We start from the raw sequence: 19193 nt of genomic DNA, 5'->3' as shown, positions 1-19193 counted from the left end.
CCCCCCCCCCCCCCCCCCCCCCCCCCCCCCCCCCCCCCCCCCCCCCCCCCCCCCCCCCCCCCCCCCCCCCCCCCCCCCCCCCCCCCCGGCTGCTGGCTACTCGGCTGCTGCGTCAGCTTCCGCTTGAATCTGCTCGAGTACTTCTGCTGGTTCCATCCCTTGTCCAAGCTGGCCAAACAGGCTCTTGAACGCGCCATCGGTGGCGTTCCAGGCCGGGTTGGAGGTCGGGTAGAACACTGCACTCGGCAGCATGTCCAGGAACGGCGCCAGGGTTTCATCGCCGGACATCTGATCGGCACCGGAAATGGTGGTCGGCAGGAACCCTTCGGCGCTGACCCATTCGGCGTAGTTGTCCTCGGCGAAGAAGAAGTCCATGAACGCGGTCACGGCCTCGGCCTTGTCGCCGTCGTTCTTGAACGACATCAGCCGGTCTGCGACACCCAGTGTCGCGGGCTCACCTGTCGCGGTGGGGATGTTCGCCAAACCGTAGTTCAGCTCAGGGTTCTCGGCTTCGATCTGGCCGACGGTCTGTGGCAGACCGTAAACCATTCCAATCTGGCCCTGGATGAACACGTTGATCATCGGGGTGCGTTGGGTGGCTCCCGGATCGGACTGGGTCAGTCCGTCGTCAATCATGCGTTTCATGAACTCGACTGCCTCGAGGTTTTCAGGCGTATCAACGGTGATTTCGTTTTCATCGCCGAATCCGCCGCCGTTGCCAGCCATCCAGATCAGTGCTTCACCCTGGGCTTCTTCGGAGCCGAGTGGCATGCCGTAACCGGGGGTTCCGGTCTCGGTGATAGCGTCAGCGGCATCGTAGAGCTCGTCCCAGGTGGTGGGTGCACCGTCAACGCCGGCTTCTTCGAACAGGTCCTCGTTGTAGAACATGGCCCGTGCGGACGCCAGCAACGGCAGGGCGTACTGGGTCCCGTCAAACTCCTCGTTGACCGCGAAGGACTCCTGGAAGTCTTCGAGAGTTTCGGGTGAGGCGATTTCCTCGGCCGGGTACAGCAGCCCTTCCTCGGCGAAGGCCGCAAAAGCGCCACCGTTGTAGATATCCGGTGCCTCGCCGGCCTGGATCTGGGTGTTCAGGACCGACTCAAGGTTCTCCCACGATTCGACCTGAAGGTTGACCGAGATGTCCTCGTTGGCGGCCTCGAACTCCTCGATGACGCCTTCCCATAGAGCCCTGCTGTTGTCGGAATAGCTGGGTACCAGCAGGTCCAGGGAGGTGCTGCCTTCTGCGTCTCCGCCGGAATCCTCACCGCCAAAGCCGCAAGAGGTGAGCAAGAGACCGGCAGCCGCAACGCTTGCGACAACTCCGGTACGGATGGATTTCTTCATGGTTTCCTCGTTTTTCCAAAGGTGGTGCAGCTGCTAGAGCTGTCACAGGAATACTTGCAACAAGTTGACGGTATTGAGCTCGGAATGAGCATTACTGTTCATCCATTGTGGAACGATACTTGCGTGATCCACGTCTCACGTCAAGCTGATGCGGGAATTGAAATCTGAGCGTTACAAGACGCGCACTGCCCAAAACGTTCCAGGGATGGTTAGATTGGTACTGATTGCTTTACCTCTTGAAACGTCACACCTAATCACTCGCGGACCTAGCCGCGGCCACCGTGAAGGAGCGCCAGATGTCCCATCCCACCCCCGAGGTACCCGGTGCCCCAGCCCCCGCCGGGGCACACATGGACCGGGAGCTTCACTCCCAACCAGCGGTCTGGCGACAGGCGATCGATCAGGCGATGGCCGAGGATCTCCTCCCGAAAGACGGTGACCGGGTGGCCGTCGTCGGCTGTGGCACGTCCTGGTTCATGGCGCAAAGCTACGCCGCCGCACGTGAAGGCGCCGGCAAAGGCCTGACCGATGCGTTCGCTGCTTCCGAAGCGTCGGTCGTGGCAGGCCGCGGCTACGACGCGGTGGTCGCCATCTCCCGCTCAGGCACCACCACCGAGGTGCTGGAATTGATGAGGTCCTTGCAGGGCACGCTGCGGATGATCGCCGTGATCGGCGATGTCGATTCGCCCGCCATCGGGCTCGCCGACGCCGTCGTCGCCCTGCCCTACGCCGACGAGCAGTCGGTGGTGCAGACCCGGTTCGCCACTGCGGCGCTCGTCTATCTGCTCACCTCCGTGGGGATCGACCTGGAGCTGGCGTTGACCGATGCTGCGGCGGCCCTGGCAGCAGAGGTCAGTCCCCGGCTGCTCGACGCCGAACAGTTCACCTTCCTCGGCACGAACTGGACGGTTGGCCTTGCCCACGAGGCCGGACTGAAAATGCGCGAGGGCGTCCAGGGTTGGACCGAGTCCTACCCGGCGATGGAATACCGCCACGGTCCCATCTCGATTGCCGCACCGGGGCGGGTCGTGTGGCTCTTCGGTGCCGACATCCCTGGCCTCGCCGACGACGTCGCCCCCACCGGAGCCGACTATGTCTACACCGGGCGCCACCCCTTGGCTGATCTCGCCCTGATCCACAAAATCACCCTGGAGCGGGCGAGGGCACGGGGCCTGGATCCTGACCTGCCGCGCAACCTGACCCGCTCGGTCATTCTCGACTCCGCGGCCACCAACGATTCGTAGTCCCGGCGTGAGCACCATCGACCCAACGGCGACGCCGGAGCCAGCCACCGGTCCCGGCCAGGACCTGGTGCTGGCCATCGACGTGGGTGGCACCGATCTGAAGTCGGCACTCGCAGATCCTGCGGGGACCCTGGCCGATATCCGACGCACTGCCACCCCGGCCAGCTCCGGGGTGCCGGGCGAAAGCATCGTTGAGCGGTCGGCCGGGTTGCTCGCCGAGTATCGGGCGGCCTGGCCGGCGAAGACCATCGGAGCCATCGGATTGATCGCGCCGGGCCTGGTCGATGAGGTCAACGGCGTCGGCATCTATTCTGCGAACCTGGGGTGGCGGGACTTTCCCTTCGCTGACCGGCTGCGGCGCGCCACTGGTCTGCCGGTCAGCTACGCGCACGACGTCGGCGCCGCCGGAGACGCGGAAATGCGCTTTGGGGCGGCCCGCGGGCTGGACGACGTCGTGGTGATCATTGTTGGCACCGGTATTGCCGGTGCCGTTTTCTGCGACGGTAAGCGGGTCCTCGGGGGCGGGTATGCCGGCGAACTGGGCCATGCCCAGGTGCCGGGCGGCCTGGACTGTACCTGCGGCCTCCGGGGCTGCCTGGAAACCATCGGATCGGCCGGTGCAATCGCCCGCCGCTACTCCGAACTCACCGGGCAGTCCGCGCCCGGTGCCCGGGAGGTGTTCGCCGCAGCGGCTGCTGGGGACCCGGCAGGCCGTCGGGTAATCGATGACGCCATCACCGCTTTGGCGTTCAGCATTGCCCAATTGGTGGCGATCCTCGGCACCGAGGCCGTTGTCATTGGCGGCGGTCTGGCCCAGGCCGGTGCTGCGTTGCTTGATCCGCTGCGCCTGCGGGTCAAGCAGAACCTTTCCTTCCATCGGCACCCGGTCCTGCTCGCGGCCCAGATGGGTCAGGATGCAGGACTCATCGGGGCAGCGTTGCGTGCCCGCGGCCTGCTGGACGCGCCATGACACTGCACCTCCGTGGCCACGTCCTCACGGTGACCGCGAACCCGGCCATCGACCTGACCTATGCGGTCCCGCGGCTCATTCCCGGAGCCTCCCACCGCGTCTCGGCGCCGCTGCAGCGGGCTGGCGGTAAGGGACTGAACGTGGCAAGAGTGGTGCATCAGACCGGGTACCCGGCGGTCGCCGTGGCGCCCGTCGGGGGGACAGCCGGCGCCGAATTCAGCTCCGAACTCTCGGCCAGCGGCGTGCCTCACGCCCTGACCGAGGTGGCGGCGGCCACCCGGCGGAGCATGGCCTTTGTCGACAGGGAGGCAGGGCAGACCAGTATTTTCAATGAAGCAGGACGACCGCTGGCCGCCACCGAGTGGAATGCCCTGACTGGGCTGGTGGAAGAAAACCTCGCTGGCGCCGGGGTACTCGTGGGAGCCGGCAGCCTACCAGAGGGAGCGCCAGCCGATTTTTATCCAGCGCTGGTCCGCCAGGCAAAAGCGCACGGAATTCCGTGCATCATCGACACCTCCGGCGCTGCCCTCCTGGCCGCGGCTGACGCTGGTGCCGATGTGCTGAAACCCAACCACCATGAACTTCTGGAAGCGACCGGAGCGGCAACCATTGCCGACGGCGCCCAGATGTTGCTGGACCGCGGCGCGGGAACCGTAGTGGTCAGCTGCGCCGAGGCCGGCATGTACCTGTACCGGACGGGACAACCACCCCAGCAGGCGTCGCTACCCCGGGTGGACGGCAACCCGACGGGGGCTGGGGATGCGGCGGTAGCGGCGCTCGCCGTCGTACTCGCTGCCGGCATCACCTCCGCGGAAACCCTGCTGCGGCTCGCCGTCGCGTGGTCGGCCGCCGCGGTCCTGATGCCAGCCGCCGGCGAGTTGCACCCCAGCTACCCGGACCTGGAACCAGCAGTTACCGTCACCCAGCACCACCTACCCGAGCAGGAGTCCCGCGCATGACCCTCACACCGACAGGCGAACTGATGGCTGCGGCTGCAGCCGCGGGAACCGGGATTGGCGCGTTCAACGTCATCCAGCTGGAAACGGCCGAGGCGCTGGTGGCCGGGGCCGAAGCGGCGGGGCTGCCCGTGATTCTCCAAATTTCCGAGAACTGCGTCAACTACCATCGCGGGCTGGAACCGATCGCTCTCGCCACCCTTGCCATCGCCCGCGCCGCCCTGGTGCCGGTCGCAGTGCATCTGGATCACGCTGAAGATCCTGAGCTGGCGTTCGCCGCGGTGGACCTGGGCTTCGGATCGGTGATGTACGACGGCGCCGCCCTGGACTTCGACGAGAATGTTGCCACCACCACCCGCGTGGCCACCTACGCCCGGGAACGCGGCGTGTATGTGGAAGCCGAACTGGGCAAGGTCGGCGGAAAGGACGGCGCTCACGCGCCGGGCGTCAGGACGGACCCGGGGGAGGCCGCCGCCTTTGTGGCGGCCACGGGTGTCGACGCGCTCGCCGTCGCCGTCGGCTCCTCCCACGCGATGACTCAGCGCAGCGCCGAACTGGACCTGGTCCTGATCGCGGCCCTGAACTCAGTGCTCGATGTGCCGCTGGTCCTGCACGGGTCGTCGGGGGTTTCTGACGACGTTATCGCTGCGGCGATCCGGGCCGGGATGACCAAAATCAATGTCTCCACGCACCTGAACAGCCTCTCCACCCGGGCCGTTCGCCTGTACCTGGATCACAATCCGACAATCGTCGACCCGCGGAAGTATATCGGGGCCGGGCGTGCTGCCATCGAATCGGAAACCGCACGCCTGCTAACCCTCTTCGCTACCGCAGGCCCGGTCGCTGCGGCAGCCACCATCAACGGGAACGGGCCAGCGGGATGAAACGCGCGGAACGGCTCAGCGCCATCCTTGACCTACTCTCCGAAGCCACCCAGGTGGAAGTCGACGAAATAGTCAGCAAGCTCAAAGTCTCACCGGCCACCGCCCGGCGGGACCTGGACAGCCTCGCGGAGCAGCGGTTGCTGACCCGCACACACGGTGGGGCCACCATCGAAACCGTCGCCTACGATCTGCCCGGGCGCTACAACAAGGACGTCCACGCCGGGCAGAAGCGCGCGATCGCGCAGGCCGCAAGCGACCTCATCCCCAAGGGAGCGGTGATCGGGCTCTGCGGCGGGACCACCAGCACGGCAATCGCCTCGGCGCTCAGCAAACGCAGCGACCTGATGGAACCGTCAAACAAGCCAACGCTTACTGTCGTCACCAACGCCATCAACATTGCAGCCCAGCTCGCTGTCCGGCCCAACTTCAAAATCATGGTCACCGGTGGCATCGTCAACCCCCGCTCCTATGAACTGGTGGGTTCTTATGCTGACGCGGTGCTGCAGCGGGTGGCCCTCGACCTGGCGTTTGTCGGAGTCAACGGGCTGGACCCGGTCGTCGGGCCCACCATCAGCGACGAGGGTGAAGCCGCGGTCAACGCAATGGTCGCCAAACGCGCCGCCAAGGCCTACGTTGTCGCGGACTCGTCGAAGATCGGTACCCGATGCTTCGCCACCATGACCGGCTACACCTTCAGCAACCTGATCACCGACTCAGGAATCACCGCCGCTCAGCGGCGGTCGTTCGAAGATCATGGGACCACCGTCATCGTCGCCCCGAAGCTGGGTGCCGACTAGCCCCAAGGATCGCCCACTAGGATGGCTGGCATGTCCACCGAGATACCCAAGGCGTCCACGACGTCGACGCCGGACGATGTCAACCGGTCGGCCCCCGTCCAACGTCGGCGGATCACCGCCGAGATAGCGATTGTGCTCGGACTTTCCCTCGGGCAATCGGCCGTCTACGCGGTGGTCAACCTGCTCGACAAGCTCAGCCAGGCGCCGCTCGCTGCGCAGACCACCCGGCTGAATCCGGTCCTGAATGACCGCCAGTACTTCGACCTCACCTACCAGCTGCTCGGCATCTTCTTCGCGCTGGTTCCGGTGTTCCTGGTGCTATTCCTCCTGACGGAACCGGGAAAGTCGGCGTTCCGCACCCTGGGATTCACTTTCAGCCGGCCACGGGTCGATTTCGGCCTGGGGTTCGGCCTGGCGATGGTCATCGGGGTCGGCACGCTCGGCGTCTATGCGGCGGGGCGTGCGCTGGGGATCACGACGGCAATCGAGCCCGCTGCGCTCGACGCCTACTGGTGGACCGTGCCCGTCCTGATTCTCTCGGCGCTGCGCCACGCAGTGGTCGAAGAGGTCATTGTGGTGGGATACCTGTTTCACCGGCTGAAGCAGCTGGGCTGGTCAATGCCGGCCATCATCATCACCAGTGCCCTGCTCCGGGGCAGCTACCACCTGTATCAGGGCTTCGGGCCGTTTATCGGCAATGTCCTGATGGGTCTGATCTTTGGATATGCCTACACCCGGACCAAACGGGTGATGCCCCTGGTCATCGCCCACGCCCTGCTCGATATCGCCGGGTTTGTAGGCTTCGCCCTCTTTGGATCGGCGATTGGTATCGGCGACTAGTCACGTGGCGACTTGCCGGCCGGTCACACGAAAGGGTGCAGTTAAATTTCCACCAGGCCGTTGGCAGTCTGGAAGGTCACGGACATGATGCCGGGAGTGCCATTGGGTGCCACCCACTGCACAACAACCTCATCGAGCGGCTCGGTCGCCGGCGTGCCCAGCCATTCAGCAATCCGGTCGGGGGACCCTGCAATGGTCAGCGAATCGAGGCGCACTGTAGCGGGTCGGGCCTGTGAGGGGTGCAGGGCCTCAGTACCGTCATCCCACCGCAACATATAGGGGACCTGGGGATCAGCGATCAGCCCCTTGATGCCAATCTGCTGCCAGGTGAGCTCCTGACCGTCAGGAAATTTGCGGTTGCCCGGGACGGCGCTACGACCGAGGCGTTCCTCGAAGGGGGCCAGATCATCCACAGCAACACACCAACCCATCCAGCCGCCGCCAGCCTCGGACCGGGCGCGAACCGCCTGGCCGAAGGGAGCTTTGTCGGAAGCCGGGTGGTTCAGCACCTCAACAACTTCGAGATATTGACCGTTCAGCATCGGGAAAATCATGTTCCTGGTGCCGAAGCGGGGATGCACACCACCCTTCACCGGGTCGACGCCGAGGGCATCGGCGATCCTCCCCGCAGTTGCTACGAGGCCGTCGGGTTCACAAGCATATGAGACATGGTCCAAGCGCATGGCCCTAGTTTGGCACTTTGTGATCTGTGTCTCGACTTAGGGGACCCTTACCGACGAAAAGGCGTCTCACGCCACCCCGGGCAGCCATCAGAACGATGATCAGCGCCGTGACCTGGAAGAAGCCACCCAGGTACACCGCATCGCCGAAGAGGAACGCCACCAGCTGGAGCACCAGGAGTTTGCTTCCGGGAAGCACCAGCAGCAGGGCCCCACCATTGATCACCCGGGGGAGAACCCGCTCAGCCGTACGGACGCGGGTCAACAGGGCCTTCTTCACCCGCATCACCAATTCGAGCACCAGCTTCAGCAGCGCAGCGGTCAGCAACGCCAGGGTGAACGTCTCGGAAATCACCGCGGGAAACAGTTGAATGAACAGACCCAGGACGACGAGGTAGACAAAAACATCGACGAGATCGATTGGGCGGATCCGCATGGCGCAAGCTTATCGGGCTGCTGGGGGCAGATCAGGGTCTTTTTTGCCACGGACGTTCAGATACACGGACGTTCACATATTTGCGTCGAAGCTGCGTTTTCGGGTTATCTAGGAACAGGTCACGAGTGCCAGCACGGAGCGGAACACCCCGCTCCACCAAGCCCCGGCTTGCTGGACGGCAACCCTCCTTCGCGGTGGGGTGCCCCGGGTGACGACCAGGCGGCGGACAGGGTGTCCGGCGCAAGCGCGGATTCCGAGGTGGGCGATACCAGTGACAACTATTCACACCGCACAACAGGACCGGGCCCAGGTGACACCTGACGGCGTCGTCCGCTCACTCGGTCTGGGCCCCTTCACCTGTGAAACCGGGGGGCACCTGCCCGAGATTACGCTCGCCTATGAAACCTGGGGCACCCTCAACGACGATGGGTCCAATGCCGTCCTGATTCAGCATGCACTGACCGGCAGCTCCCATGTTGCCCGCGGCGATTCGACCGAAGACGGTTGGTGGGACCAGCTGGTGGGCCCCGGCAAAACCATCGACACCACCAGGTATTTTGTCGTATCCATCAATATGCTCGGCGGCTGCTATGGCTCCACCGGACCTGCGTCAGCGGACCCCGACGGCGTCCCCTGGGGCTCCCGATTCCCCTACCTCACGGTCAGGGATTCGGTCCGGGCCGAGGCCCTCCTGGCTGATGCGCTCGGAATCGATCGGTGGCACTCGGTGATCGGGGGGTCGCTCGGCGGCGCGAGGGCCCTGGAGTGGGCTCTGGTGTACCCGGAGCGGGTCGAACGGTGCGCAGTCATCGCCTGCACTGCCGCAAGCTCGGCAGAGCAGATTGCCTTCGCCCAGGCGCAGCTGCAGGCTATCCGGTTGGACCCGGGATTCGCCGCGGGGGACTACTATCCGGGCACAGGCCCGGTCGCCGGGCTCGGGCTGGCCCGGCGCATCGCCCACATCACCTACCGGTCCGAGCCGGAGCTGGAGCACCGCTTCGGTCGGGCGGCACAGGGTGCAGAGACACCCTTCGGCTCGTCGGACCCGGCAGCCCGGGGCAGATTTCAGGTGGAAAGCTACCTTGACCATCAAGCCAGCAAGCTGGTGGAACGGTTCGACGCCAACAGCTATCTGGTGCTGACAGAAGCACTCATGGGGCATGATGCCGGCCGGGACCGCGGTCCCCTGCACCTGGCGTTGCGGGATGCCACCGCCGAGTTCTTCATCGCAGCGGTTGACTCGGACCGGTTGTATTTCCCCAGCCAGTCCCACACCCTGGCACAGGCCTTGCCGGGGGAGGTGCCCGTCCACACGATCGTCTCACCGATCGGCCACGACGCCTTCCTGACCGAGATCCACCAGCTCGATCAACGCCTGCGGGAAGCCTTCTACACCGATCACTAGTGAATGACCGGGGCTTAGCCGCCGACGCCGGGGGGCATCCCGGGGCCAAAGATCGGAGCGGCATCGGGCCTTTTCGCCAGCACCCCGTCGCCCGAGGACTGGCGGCGGAGCCGGCGCAGCACCCAGGGGACGAAGTACACCTTCGCCCACACCAGGTCCTCCGTCCGCGCGGCGCGCCAGCTCTGATGGGGCAGCGGCTGCGGTTCGAGCGGTGTCAGGGAATGGGGTACCGCGAGGGTTTCCAGCACCATCATGGCAATGGTGTGATGACCCAGCGGGGAAAAGTGCAACCGGTCTCCATCCCACATCTGCGGGTTCACCAGCTGCCGGAGCGCCCACATGTCTGCGATCAGGGCGTCATGCCGGGCGGCGATGATCCTCAGGTTCTCGTTGAAAATTGCCGTCTTGGACCTGAAGTTGCCCAGCACCGAATCTCTCGCGTCGGGGCCGGCGAACAGGACCACCGTCGCCTGATCCGCGCTGAGCGCCTCAACGGCACCGTCCAGCCGGGCCGCCAGCTGGTCCGGGTCGCCACCCGGCCGGATCAGGTCGTTGCCGCCGGCCGAGATGGTGATCAGGTCCGGTTTCAAGGCCAAAGCCGGTGCAACCTGCTGGTCCACGATCTGGTGCAGCAGCCGGCCACGAACGGCGAGGTTGGCATACGCGAAATCCTCCCGGCTCCTGCTGAGTTCTTCAGCGACCCGGTCGGCCCACCCCCTGTTGCCGCCCACGCTCTCGGGATTCGGGTCACCAATGCCCTCGGTGAATGAGTCACCGAGGGCAACATAGCGGGTCCACGGATGCGGGATACTGTTCGCCACGCTGCTCTCTGGCATGCTGTCGTGAGGATCGGCCGGGGTGTCGGGCGTCAGGTACAGGTTCCGGTTCATCCTTCTATCCTGTTACAGACCGATACTGAACGCGACCCTCCGCGCGTGAAAGACTAGGTCAATGACTCTTTCGGAATCACCCCACCTGCCAGCCGCCGATCACGCCACCGCGCCTGCCTGGGATCCCGTGGTCCTGTGGTCGCGCCCCGCGGCGGAACGCGAGGGTACCGCCCTGCTCGTCATGTTCCACGGACATCTTGCCAATGAGGAAGACCTCATGGGCTTAGTCGACCATCTGCCGCCCAACCTCACGGTCGCCTCCGTGCGGGCCCCCCACGCGATGGGGCCAGGGTTCACCTGGTTCCCCCTCACCCAGGACACCGGATACTCGGTGGATCTGGTGACTGACACCGTCGCCAAGGTAGCCGGCTGGCTCGACTCGGTGAAAGCCGGGCATACCAGCGTGTCCCTGCTCGGCTTCTCCATGGGAATGGCCGTCGCCACCACCCTGCTGCGTCATCGCCCCCGCGACTTCACCGCCGTCGTCGGGCTCTCAGGGTTTGTGGTGCCAGCCGAGGGCAGCCAGTTCTTCAATGACGACGACGCAGCAGCGCACCCGGTGCCGCTCTTCTGGGGGCGCGATCAGGAGGATCCGGTGATCACTCCCGACCGGATTGAATTCACTCACCGCTGGGCTGTCGCACACACGAACCTCACCAAGGTGCTGTATGCGGGCATCGCCCACAGCATCAGCATGCGTGAGCTTGCCCACGTCAAGGAATTCCTCGAGCTGACAGTTTTCGGGATTGAACCGCAGCCTAAACGCCGTTAGCGGTCTCACGGGTGATAGTGACCGAGGCGCCATTCACGGTGACCACGTCGCCTGGATGGAGCTGCGCGCCGCGGCGCTCCTCGATGGCCCCGTTGACTTTCACGAGGCCGTTATCCACCAGCTCCTTGGCCTGCGCGCCGTCCTCAGCCAGATTGGATAGCTTCAGCAGCTGACCCAGCCGGATCATGTCATCAGTAATGGGGATGGTGTGGCCGACGGTCGGGTCGCTTTCTGGGGATTGGTTCATGGCTCCATTCTGCCCGACCCTGCCGGTCTCAGCGGCATGGCTCCGAATCTCTTGATCCGTTCGACTGGTCCCAGGGCACGGGCCAGCCTGCCATAGGATCAATGGGTGTCACACCACCCCCGGCTTCCCCTGTTCCTCGGCCTGCTGCTCGCCGTCTCAGCCGGCGTGGCAATTCCCCTGCAGGGGAGAATCAACGGCGCCCTCGGCACACACCTCAACGATGGGGTTGCCGCAGCGCTAGTCAGCTTCAGCACCGGCCTCGTCCTGATGGTGATTATCACCCTCGTGCTGCCGCGGGGGCGGGCCGGTTTCCGGCAGATACTTCCCTCGGTGCGGGAGCGGCGGTTCCCGCCCATCTATCTTGCCGCTGGCACCATCGGCGCGTTCTTTGTCTTCTCCCAGTCCCTGACCATCGGTGTTCTGGGGGTGGCGCTCTTCACGGTAGCGGCAGTGATGGGCCAGACCCTCAGTGGCCTGCTCGCCGACCGTGCAGGCATCGGGCCGGCAGGGAAACGACCGCTGACCGTGATGCGATTAATTGGCACGGCGCTCGCCGTCGCTGCCGTGGTCTGGGCGGTGTCACCCCGGTTCGGTGCCACCGGCGACCTCAGCAGCTGGCTGATACCGGTGCTGCTGCCGATCCTGGCCGGATTCCTCATCAGCTTCCAACAGGCCATGAATGGCACCGCGTCGGTTCACTATGGGACCCCAATCATCGCCACCCTGATCAATTTCATCTCCGGGGCGTCGGTCCTGCTGCTCGCCTGGCTGATCAAAATTCTCGTCGCCGGGCCGGGCGCGGCCCTGCCCACCGAGTGGTGGTATTACCTCGGCGGCCCGCTGGGATGCGTCTTCATCGGGCTGGGAGCGGTGCTGGTCCGGAGCCTCGGCGTCCTGCTCACCGGTCTGGGGATGATCGCAGGCCAGCTGGTCGGTTCCCTGGCCCTCGACCTGGTCTTCCCGACCCCGGGCACCGTGGTGGAACTCGCCACCGTGGCGGGCCCCATCCTCACCCTCATCGCCATTGTGCTGACCACCTTGCCATGGCCGAGACGGGCGCTCCGGGTACGCTGATCAGCCGACCCCAGATGCCTTGACCTGGGCAGTTGATCCGGGTAGTTGACCGGAGCAGCCGATACACCCCGGCAGCCGATACGCCTCGGTAGGCTAAGGTTGTACCTTCGATTCGAGCAGGCACCCAGCCCCTGTTTTGGAACCCCTCACCGGGACCATTCACCGGAACCAGATGCTGAACCTCAGCCCTGCCGGACACCACCACGGACCGCACCCAGCGGCCTGTAGAAATGGAGAACCACCTTGGCCAAGAACCAGTCCGCACTCGACCCCATCATTTCGCTCGCGAAGCGCCGCGGGTTTGTCTTCCAGGCGGGGGAAATCTACGGAGGATCACGGTCAGCCTGGGACTATGGTCCCCTCGGCGCCGAGTTGAAGGAAAACATCAAACGCCAGTGGTGGCAGTCAGTGGTTCGCGGGCGCGACGACGTCGTCGGCCTGGATTCCTCCGTAATCCTCCCGCGCAAGGTCTGGGAGGCATCCGGCCACGTCGAGGTGTTCAGCGACCCCCTGGTGGAATGCCTCAGCTGCCACAAGCGGTACCGGGCCGACCACCTCGAGGAAGAATATGAGGAAAAGAAGGGCCGCGCCGCCGAAAACGGGCTCAAGGACATTGCCTGCGCCAACTGTGGCACCCGCGGGGAATGGACGGAACCGCAGGAGTTCTCGGGACTGCTGAAAACCTTCCTGGGCCCCGTCGCCAACGAGGAAGGCATGCACTACCTGCGGCCGGAAACCGCCCAGGGCATTTTCGTGAACTTCAACAACGTCCTCAACACCTCCCGCAAGAAGCCACCCTTCGGCATCGGCCAGATCGGCAAGAGCTTCCGCAACGAAATCACCCCGGGCAACTTCATCTTCCGCACCCGCGAGTTCGAGCAGATGGAGATGGAATTCTTCGTCGAGCCCGGCACTGATGACGAGTGGCACGAGTACTGGATCAAGAACCGCCTCGACTGGTACACGGACCTGGGCATCAAGCCGGACAACCTGCGGCTGTTCGTGCACCCGCTGGAGAAGCTCAGCCACTACTCCAAGGGCACCACCGACATTGAGTACCGGTTCGGGTTCCAGGGTTCGGAGTGGGGCGAGCTGGAGGGCATTGCGAACCGCACCGACTTTGACCTGTCCACCCATTCGAAGCACTCCGGTACCGACCTGAGCTACTTCAACCAGGGCACCAACGAGCGGTACACACCGTACGTGATCGAACCCGCCGCTGGCCTGACCCGGTCCTTCATGGCCTTCCTGGTGGATTCCTACACCGAGGACGAGGCACCCAACTCCAAGGGTGGCGTCGACAAGCGCACCGTCCTGAAGCTGGACCCACGCCTCGCGCCGGTCAAGGCTGCCGTGCTGCCCTTGAGCCGCAACGAGGATCTGTCGCCGAAGGCGAAGGATCTTGCCGCGCAGTTGCGCCGGAACTGGAACATCGACTTCGACGACGCCGGCGCCATCGGCCGTCGCTACCGTCGCCAGGATGAGATCGGCACCCCGTTCTGCATCACCGTGGATTTCGAGACCCTGGACGACCAGGCCGTCACCATCCGGGAACGCGACACCATGGCCCAGGAACGCGTTTCCCTCGACAAGGTTGAGGGTTACCTGGCCGCCCGACTGATCGGCTCCTGATGGTGCTGAACTACCGTGAATGGCGCGACGGCGACGACCTTGAGCTGATCCAGCTCTGGGGCGGACCCGAGAACGCGCAGGTCGAGCAGGCCAGGGCACTGTTCCGTCCGTCATCGAACACCCCGTGGCTGCGCTGCATTGTGGCCGAAGACGTGGTGGGAACCGGTACAGCGGGAGACGGTACGGGCGTTCCGGTCGCCGCAGCGTATGTCTTTGAACCGAAGCTCCACAACCAGCGGCTGTGGGCCTACATTGAGGTCGCGGCGGACCACCGCCGCACCGGGGTGGGGTCCACGCTGCTGGCGATGCTGCGGCATGAGGCGGGCGGGTCGCCGTCGGGCGCCACCCAGTTGCGGGCGAAGGTGATTCCCGGCAGCACTGGCGCGGATTTCGCCACGGCCTCAGGGTTCGGGCAGATCCAGCGGTCGCGGATCGTCAAGGTGGAGCCCGGTGCGCTGTCGCTGCCGGTCTTCGACGACGCTGGTGGGCCGCAGCTGGACGAAGCAGCGACCGGATCGGTCGAACTGACCACCGCCGTCGCCGCCTGGTACAACTCGGTGCACGCGTGGGATCCGGCGGAGATGACCCTGGGCCAGGCCCAGCAGTATCTTCTTGCCGACTCCACCGGGGCCGGGGGAGCAGTGGTGCTCAGGGACAAGCCGCAGGCCGACGGCGGGAAGATCGCCGCGTTCGCTGTCAGCTACACCCAGACCCGGACCGATGATCCAGCCGACGTACTGGTTGGCTACGACCCCGACCTCGCTCCGGCGGAGCAGGAAGCCGCGGTGGCGTCCCTGCTGGCGATGCTGGTGCACCAGTTCCCGGTACTGCTTGAGGTGGATGATTCGATGACCGCCCTCGTCAACGTGGTCGAGCCGCTCCTGGCGATGGGATCAGCATCGGTCAGCGCACCGGAAACCCAGGTGATCAGCGACTAGCGACTGGGCCTGAACAGTGAGATGAGGCGGGCCCACGACTGGTGGGCCCGCCTTATCTCATTCGGCTACTGACGCTCGTGCCGCCCGGTGGCCTTGTCGTGGGCGTCGGCCGCGATGCGTTCCTCCTCGGTCATGGCGCCGCCGCCCAGGGGAGCGGGATGCCACCACGCGCCGGGTTCGGGGACCAGCGGGAAGTTGGCGATACCGCGGTCAATGCCGTCCTGCAGTTCGGCCCGCAACTGCTCGGTCTCCTTGACGACGTCGGCATCCGCGCCGTGCCAGATCGGCGGACTGATGTGGACCCGCACGGGTGCCCTGAAGATGGCTTTGAGGGACAGCTTGTGGCCGCGGCTCATGAACCGGTGAGACCCCCACACGGACATCGGAAGGATCGGCACACCAGCCTCCGCTGCCAGGCGGACCGCACCGGTTTTCAGTTCACGGACGGTGTAGCTGCGGCTCACTCCGGCCTCGGGCAGGATTGCCACATACTCGCCGGCCTTGAGCTTCTCCAACGCACCCTGATAGGCGGCGCTGCCCGCGCTGCGGTCAACGACCACGTGCCCTGCCGCTCTGATCGCCGGTCCGGCGAACCAGTGTGCCGCCGCACCCTTGGTGACGAGGAACCGCATCTGGGCGCGGGCATGCCGCCACAGCACCAGTTCGGCGAACGCAAAATCGAGGTACCCGAAATGGGTGATCGCCACCACCGCTCCCTGGCCCGGGACTGGACGCCGTGACCGGCCGTTCAGCGGACCCGCAGGCAGGAGGTTCTCCTGACCGGACACAATGACCCGAATGCGGAACACAAACCGGAGCGCCTGTCCGGTGTGCACGATCATGCGATAGAAACGGTCATTGGGCTGGGGCTGCCAGCGCCCGATTTTCTCAGTGAGTCGACTCATGATGATGCACCTCGTCCGGGTTTGGGTGGCAGCGGGAAGAATCCGCTGGTGTTCTCGATGTATTCGCGGTAGCCGGGGCGGGTGCTGAGCCGCTTCTCCGTCAGGGGCTTGCCTGTCTTGTTGGAAAGGGTCCAGATCATCAGGGCGGGGGAGAGGATGGTGAGCACTCCGGGCCAGGAATCAGCCGATATCAGGAACAGGCCCACCCAGACGGCTGCGTCACCGAAATAGTTGGGGTGCCGGGTATAGCGCCACAGGCCCCGGTCCATCACCTTGCCCTTGTTCGCCGGATTGTTCCGGAATGCGGCCATCTGGTAGTCCCCGCTTGATTCGAAGTAGAACCCGACCAGCCAGATCACAGCGCCGACCCAGGCCAGCCAGCCCAGGGGGCCGGTGGCGTACATTCCTACCTGAAGGGGCAGCGACACGAAGAGCATCACCACACCCTGCGTCAGGTAAATCTTTCGCAGGGCATAAATGTTGCGGGAGCCCGGCGCCTTGCTGAGCATGTCCTCGTACCGTGGGTCCTCGGCGCCGTCGCGGGCCCGCCACCCGATGAATCCGGCCAGCCTCAGCCCCCACGCAGCGGTGAGGAGCAACAGCAGCCAGCGGCGGGCGTCGTCGCCGGCTGCGTCCACCGAAGTCTGGGCAGAGGTGACGAACGTGATCGCCGCGATCACCACAAACCCCAGCCCCCACGCCGTGTCGATCACCGAGTGGCGCTTCTGCACCTGGGCCATCGCGAAGGTGGCAGCGAGGAGCACGACGACGCCGAGCGCCGCCCAGCCGAAGCCGCCGAGGAAGCTGAGAAACGGGAATTCAGGCATCATTCACCTTCAGGGTGGTAGGGGGCAGTCCGTTAGACGGTGATGGAGAGGGGCTGGTCGCCGACCAATAGATCGCGGGCGGGCAGGGTGCCGTCCGGATGGATGGCGGCTCCGGTGTCCTCGGTGAAGGACTTCAGGACGAAGGAGGCAGTGAGTTCGTGCCAAAGCCGTGCTTTTTTGACCATGAAATGCCCAGCGCTGCGAACCGTGACGTAGTGCAGGTCCGTCGCCAGTGAACGGGCACGGTGCGCATAGCGGAGTGACTGCCGGTGGGATGTCCAGCGGTCCGAGTCGCCGTGCAGGATCAGGACGCGCTTGCCGGCGACGGGATCGGCGGGGGTGGTCTCGCTCAGCCAGGGAGCCAGGGACGCGACCGCGCGGACCTCGGGGTCGTCGGCCACACAGAGGGCAACCAGGCCACCCATCGAATGCCCGACCAGATAGACGGGGACTCCCGGATGCCGGTCACGGATCGCGGCCAGCGCCCAGCGGGCATCATGCAACGGCGACATTTCCTGACCGTTCCACCCCCTGACGCTATTGCGGAGGGACCACACTGCCAGGCCGTGATCCTTGCCGCGGCTGTGGACCAGCGCGGCGAAGGGAACCATCCGCACCGGACTCAGGTGTCGGGCACGGACCGGTTCGAAGCTGTTCGCCCGGCCGCCGTGGAGCACCAGGACCACACCCTTCACCGGGCCTGTCGCCTTTCGAACAGTCACCACTGGCGCATGCGCAACGGTTCCGGCGGGAACCTCATCCGATTCACTAAACCGTTCTTTCATCTGCCCTTTTCCATCTGCCGCGGGGTGTTGTTCCAAACCTTGGGTCTAGCTTATGTCGCGGTCCGGGACCGTTTTGTCCCCGCGTAGAATTCCGTAGAGCACCGAACCAGTGCGTTGAACCTCATCAAGGACAGCTAGGAACCTCGTGGGCCACAGCCACACTCATGACACAGGCAATTCGGAGCCAAGCCCAGCAACGATTGGCGCACGGAAACGCGCAAATCTGTTGCTCGCCACCATCCTGGTTCCGATCGGTGTCCTGACAGTGATCGGCATGATGTTGCTGTGGCCCAGCGGCGACCGCAGCAGCGTCACCATCTCCAATCCCTATGCCACCGCCGACGGCGTTTCCATCGACGTCGGACAGGTGGAACGGGTCTCGGAAGAAGACTGCCCCTCGTCCCAGCCCACCGTCGATGCGGGCGGGGAGGCGCTGCAGTGCCAGGTCGCCTACACGGCGCCCGACGCCGGTGGCGCCCTCGTTCCGGTGGAGGTCACGCCCGAGCTGGCCCGCGCTGGCGCGGTCGAGGCCGGGGACAAAATCCGATACCTGAACCTGGACGGAGTGATCCAGGGAGGCAGCGCCCCCTACATTTTCATGGACTTCGTCAGGACGGTGCCGATGATGTGGCTCGCCGTCCTCTACGCCGTGGTTGTCGTTGCGGTTGCGCGGTGGCGGGGGCTGCGGGCAATGATCGGCCTGGTCGGTGCCCTGGTGGTGTTGGGACAGTTCATCCTGCCGGGTCTGGTGGAGGGGAAGCCGCCGCTGCTGCTGGCGCTGGTGGGGTCGGTGGTGATCATGATCGGGGTGCTGTACTTCGCCCACGGCTTCTCCGCGAGAACGTCGACGGCGCTGCTTGGCACCCTGTTCGGGCTTTCTATCACTGCCCTGCTGGCGGCCTGGGCGACCGAATCCATCTACCTCTTCGGGGTGGGCGACGAAAATGCCTACGCCCTGGTCAACTCCTCGGGGGAGGTGTCGATCTCCGGAATCATTATGTGCGGCCTGATCATTTCCGGGCTGGGCGTTCTCAACGATGTGACCATCACGCAGTCGTCAGCGGTGTGGGAACTGTACGAACTGGCCCCCAACACATCGTCCCGGAGGCTGTTTTCCGGAGCCATGCGGATTGGGCGCGACCACATCGCCTCCACGGTCTACACCATCGCCTTCGCCTATGCTGGTGCCGCACTGCCGCTGCTGATCCTGGTCTCGCTGTATGACCGCACGTTGCTGGAAAACCTCACCAGCGGAGAGCTCGCCGAGGAGGTGGTGCGCACCCTCGTGGGCTCGATCGGCCTGGTGCTGGCCATCCCCGCCACTACCCTGATCGCGGTGGTGGTGGTCAAGGCGGTGGGTATCCGTCAGCACACCGTGGCCGCCGGCGCCGGTCAGGTATCGGGCGGGGCGTCCGCCGGAAGCGCAGCCAGCCTGCCCGGCGGTGACCTCGTGAGTGTCGCTCCGGAGGGCGGCGACGTCGAGACCCGACGGTCGCGGCGGGACCGTGATGCACGCGGGGGTGAATAGCGAGGGGCTGTTGCGCTTCCCGATTTGCCTCAGCTTGCG

At 65.2% G+C, this 19193-nt stretch carries 20 protein-coding genes and 1 riboswitch; of the genes, 12 read left to right on the top strand and 8 right to left on the bottom strand.

Annotated elements, in window-relative coordinates:
* Window positions 1-96: 96 nt before the first annotated feature.
* Window positions 97-1344: an extracellular solute-binding protein gene (locus tag ACX80Z_RS10775; RefSeq protein ID WP_459315877.1), complete on the bottom strand. Its 1248-nt coding sequence runs from the start codon at window positions 1342-1344 to the stop codon at window positions 97-99.
* A gap of 296 nt (window positions 1345-1640) precedes the next feature.
* Here ACX80Z_RS10775 and ACX80Z_RS10770 point away from each other — a divergent pair, with 296 nt between their 5' ends.
* Genes ACX80Z_RS10770 through ACX80Z_RS10745 form a run of 6 tightly spaced genes read left to right on the top strand, consistent with a single transcriptional unit; the run spans window position 1641 to window position 7035 of the window.
* Window positions 1641-2588 (top strand): SIS domain-containing protein, encoded by a 948-nt coding sequence (locus ACX80Z_RS10770; protein WP_459315876.1) that lies wholly within the window; start codon window positions 1641-1643, stop codon window positions 2586-2588.
* 7 nt (window positions 2589-2595) lie between these two features.
* Entirely contained in the window at window positions 2596-3558 is a 963-nt protein-coding gene (locus tag ACX80Z_RS10765; protein WP_459315875.1) for an ROK family protein, read from the top strand.
* Window positions 3555-4517 carry a 1-phosphofructokinase family hexose kinase gene (locus ACX80Z_RS10760; protein WP_459315874.1) on the top strand — a complete coding sequence of 321 codons (963 nt, stop codon included), beginning with the start codon at window positions 3555-3557 and terminating at the stop codon, window positions 4515-4517. Before ACX80Z_RS10765 ends, ACX80Z_RS10760 begins: the two co-directional genes overlap by 4 nt.
* On the top strand, window positions 4514-5398 hold the full coding sequence (locus ACX80Z_RS10755) for a class II fructose-bisphosphate aldolase (protein WP_459315873.1): 885 nt from the start codon (window positions 4514-4516) through the stop codon (window positions 5396-5398). Before ACX80Z_RS10760 ends, ACX80Z_RS10755 begins: the two co-directional genes overlap by 4 nt.
* Window positions 5395-6195 (top strand): DeoR/GlpR family DNA-binding transcription regulator, encoded by an 801-nt coding sequence (locus ACX80Z_RS10750; protein WP_459315872.1) that lies wholly within the window; start codon window positions 5395-5397, stop codon window positions 6193-6195. Before ACX80Z_RS10755 ends, ACX80Z_RS10750 begins: the two co-directional genes overlap by 4 nt.
* Window positions 6196-6225: 30 nt before the next feature.
* Complete coding sequence (locus ACX80Z_RS10745; protein WP_459315871.1) at window positions 6226-7035, top strand: CPBP family intramembrane glutamic endopeptidase; 810 nt, start codon at window positions 6226-6228, stop codon at window positions 7033-7035.
* A 41-nt stretch (window positions 7036-7076) separates the two neighbouring features.
* Here the strand turns inward: ACX80Z_RS10745 and ACX80Z_RS10740 are convergent, their stop codons facing one another.
* Entirely contained in the window at window positions 7077-7718 is a 642-nt protein-coding gene (locus ACX80Z_RS10740) for a VOC family protein (RefSeq protein WP_019483543.1), read from the bottom strand.
* 4 nt (window positions 7719-7722) lie between these two features.
* Window positions 7723-8151 carry a hypothetical protein gene (locus ACX80Z_RS10735; protein ID WP_459315870.1) on the bottom strand — a complete coding sequence of 143 codons (429 nt, stop codon included), beginning with the start codon at window positions 8149-8151 and terminating at the stop codon, window positions 7723-7725.
* 117 nt (window positions 8152-8268) lie between these two features.
* Window positions 8269-8404, top strand: a riboswitch (SAM riboswitch).
* A gap of 18 nt (window positions 8405-8422) precedes the next feature.
* Between ACX80Z_RS10735 and metX the strand changes: the two genes are divergently transcribed.
* Window positions 8423-9556: a homoserine O-acetyltransferase MetX gene (metX, locus tag ACX80Z_RS10730; RefSeq protein WP_459315869.1), complete on the top strand. Its 1134-nt coding sequence runs from the start codon at window positions 8423-8425 to the stop codon at window positions 9554-9556.
* 14 nt (window positions 9557-9570) lie between these two features.
* Here the strand turns inward: metX and ACX80Z_RS10725 are convergent, their stop codons facing one another.
* Window positions 9571-10392 (bottom strand): SGNH/GDSL hydrolase family protein, encoded by an 822-nt coding sequence (locus ACX80Z_RS10725; RefSeq protein ID WP_024476586.1) that lies wholly within the window; start codon window positions 10390-10392, stop codon window positions 9571-9573.
* Window positions 10393-10507: 115 nt separating this feature from the next.
* Here ACX80Z_RS10725 and ACX80Z_RS10720 point away from each other — a divergent pair, with 115 nt between their 5' ends.
* The gene (locus tag ACX80Z_RS10720; protein WP_459315868.1) at window positions 10508-11218 is read left to right on the top strand and encodes an alpha/beta hydrolase; all 711 of its coding nucleotides are present in this window, start codon (window positions 10508-10510) and stop codon (window positions 11216-11218) included.
* Here the strand turns inward: ACX80Z_RS10720 and ACX80Z_RS10715 are convergent.
* The gene (locus ACX80Z_RS10715; RefSeq protein WP_459315867.1) at window positions 11205-11465 is read right to left on the bottom strand and encodes an RNA-binding S4 domain-containing protein; all 261 of its coding nucleotides are present in this window, start codon (window positions 11463-11465) and stop codon (window positions 11205-11207) included. The two genes, ACX80Z_RS10720 and ACX80Z_RS10715, sit on opposite strands and share 14 nt — an antisense overlap.
* Before the next feature lie 105 nt (window positions 11466-11570).
* On the opposite strand from ACX80Z_RS10715, the gene ACX80Z_RS10710 reads away from it, so the two are divergent.
* From ACX80Z_RS10710 to ACX80Z_RS10700, 3 genes are all read left to right on the top strand, one after another.
* Window positions 11571-12539, top strand: coding sequence for a DMT family transporter (locus tag ACX80Z_RS10710; protein ID WP_459315866.1), 969 nt, complete (start codon window positions 11571-11573; stop codon window positions 12537-12539).
* A gap of 243 nt (window positions 12540-12782) precedes the next feature.
* Entirely contained in the window at window positions 12783-14171 is a 1389-nt protein-coding gene (locus tag ACX80Z_RS10705) for a glycine--tRNA ligase (RefSeq protein ID WP_019483536.1), read from the top strand.
* Window positions 14171-15109, top strand: a complete 939-nt coding sequence (locus ACX80Z_RS10700; protein WP_459315865.1) for a GNAT family N-acetyltransferase — start codon at window positions 14171-14173, stop codon at window positions 15107-15109. Before ACX80Z_RS10705 ends, ACX80Z_RS10700 begins: the two co-directional genes overlap by 1 nt.
* A 65-nt stretch (window positions 15110-15174) precedes the next feature.
* Here ACX80Z_RS10700 and ACX80Z_RS10695 read toward each other — a convergent pair whose 3' ends face one another.
* Genes ACX80Z_RS10695 through ACX80Z_RS10685 form a run of 3 tightly spaced genes read right to left on the bottom strand, consistent with a single transcriptional unit; the run spans window position 15175 to window position 17626 of the window.
* Window positions 15175-16014, bottom strand: coding sequence for a lysophospholipid acyltransferase family protein (locus ACX80Z_RS10695; protein ID WP_116778552.1), 840 nt, complete (start codon window positions 16012-16014; stop codon window positions 15175-15177).
* Window positions 16011-16841, bottom strand: a complete 831-nt coding sequence (locus ACX80Z_RS10690; protein WP_459315864.1) for a DUF1295 domain-containing protein — start codon at window positions 16839-16841, stop codon at window positions 16011-16013. Before ACX80Z_RS10690 ends, ACX80Z_RS10695 begins: the two co-directional genes overlap by 4 nt.
* Before the next feature lie 32 nt (window positions 16842-16873).
* Window positions 16874-17626: an alpha/beta hydrolase gene (locus ACX80Z_RS10685; protein ID WP_459304210.1), complete on the bottom strand. Its 753-nt coding sequence runs from the start codon at window positions 17624-17626 to the stop codon at window positions 16874-16876.
* A gap of 145 nt (window positions 17627-17771) precedes the next feature.
* Between ACX80Z_RS10685 and ACX80Z_RS10680 the strand changes: the two genes are divergently transcribed.
* The gene (locus ACX80Z_RS10680) at window positions 17772-19154 is read left to right on the top strand and encodes a YibE/F family protein (protein WP_459315863.1); all 1383 of its coding nucleotides are present in this window, start codon (window positions 17772-17774) and stop codon (window positions 19152-19154) included.
* Window positions 19155-19193: the final 39 nt, after the last annotated feature.

It is taken from the genome of Arthrobacter sp. TMT4-20 (assembly GCF_054510775.1).
The sequence above is the reverse complement of the archived record's forward strand: the minus strand, read 5'-3'. Positions and strand labels throughout refer to the sequence as shown.